The 1,186-nt window shown below is 77.9% G+C and carries 2 protein-coding genes; both read left to right on the top strand.

Translation table 11 applies throughout. From position 1 onward, the window contains the following. Positions 1–1,001: VWA domain-containing protein (locus MNZ39_RS24060; protein ID WP_242341608.1), on the top strand; the 1,001-nt coding region annotated here is incomplete at its 5' end. Next, on the top strand, positions 998–1,186 hold a 189-nt coding region (locus tag MNZ39_RS24055), incomplete at its 3' end, for a hypothetical protein (RefSeq protein WP_242341607.1). The genes MNZ39_RS24060 and MNZ39_RS24055, both read left to right, overlap by 4 nt.

The raw sequence follows: 1,186 nt of genomic DNA, 5'->3' as shown, positions 1-1,186 counted from the left end.
TGCAGGTCGACTTCGGCGCGTTCGCGAGCGCCGGCGCGGCCGGGTTCCAGGCGCGGCGGCTCCTCGCGGCGGCGGGCGGCGGCGCGCTCGAGGACGACGCGGCCGCGCTGGAGCGCGCGCTGCGGGAGCGCGGGCTCGGGGCGGGCGCGCGCCAGCTCGTCACCGCCACGCTGGAGTCGGCGCTCCGCAAGGTGGAGGAGGCGGCCCGTCGCTGGGCGGAGCTGGAGGGGCGGGCGCGCACGCTGCGAGCCGGCCCACTCCCGGGGGGGCTCGCGCCGGTCTCGCGGGAGGAGGCGGCGCGTGTGGAGCTCGCGGTGCGCCGGCTCGCGGAGCGGCTGCGCGCGCGGCTCGTCCGGCGAGAGCGCTCGCGGAGGCGCGGCGCGCTCGCTGTGCGCAGGACGCTCAGGCGGAACCTGGCGCTCGGGGGAGTGCCGGCCCGGCTGGTGTTCCGCCACCGGCGGCGGGAGCGACCGGAGGTCGTGGTGCTGTGCGACGTGTCCGAGTCGGTCCGGCACGTCACCCGGCTCATGCTGCTCTTCCTCTACACGCTGCAGAGCCTCTTCACGCGGGTGCGGACGTTCGTGTTCGTCTCCGACCTCGCCGAGGTGACGGAGCGGCTGCGCGCGGAGCGGGACCCGACCCGCGCGGGGCAGCTCGCCGTCGCGGCGCGCGCGGTGAGCCTCTCCGCGAACTCCAACTACGGCCGCGCGCTCAAGGCCTTTCACGACGACTTCCGGGGGGCGGTCACCCGGCGCACCACCGTGATCGTCATCGGCGACGGGCGGAACAACTACAACGCGCCGGAGGCGTGGGTCCTCGACGAGCTCCGGCGGCGCGCGCGCCGCCTGCTCTGGATCTGCCCGGAGCCGCGCATGGCGTGGGGCATGGGCGACAGCGAGATGCCCCTCTATGCCCCGCGCTGCACGCGGGTGGCCACCCTGAGCTCGCTCGAGGAGCTCGAGGGGATCGCCGACGCGCTCGTGCCCGGGGGCGGCGGGTGAGCGCGCGCGGCGGCGTGCCGGGGTCGCGCGAGGCGCGCGCGCGCGAGCGGCGCTGGCTGGCCCTCGCGGTCGCCGTCTCCGCGATTCTCCACGCCGCCCTCCTCGCTGCGATGCGGGCCGGGCCGCTCGCGCCGCCGCCGGAGGAGCCCCTCACGGTCTCGCTCGTGGAGATCGAGCCCGGCGCG

The sequence above is a fragment of the Anaeromyxobacter sp. SG66 genome, assembly GCF_022690805.1.
Classification (GTDB): domain Bacteria; phylum Myxococcota; class Myxococcia; order Myxococcales; family Anaeromyxobacteraceae; genus Anaeromyxobacter; species Anaeromyxobacter soli.
The sequence above is the reverse complement of the archived record's forward strand: the minus strand, read 5'-3'. Positions and strand labels throughout refer to the sequence as shown.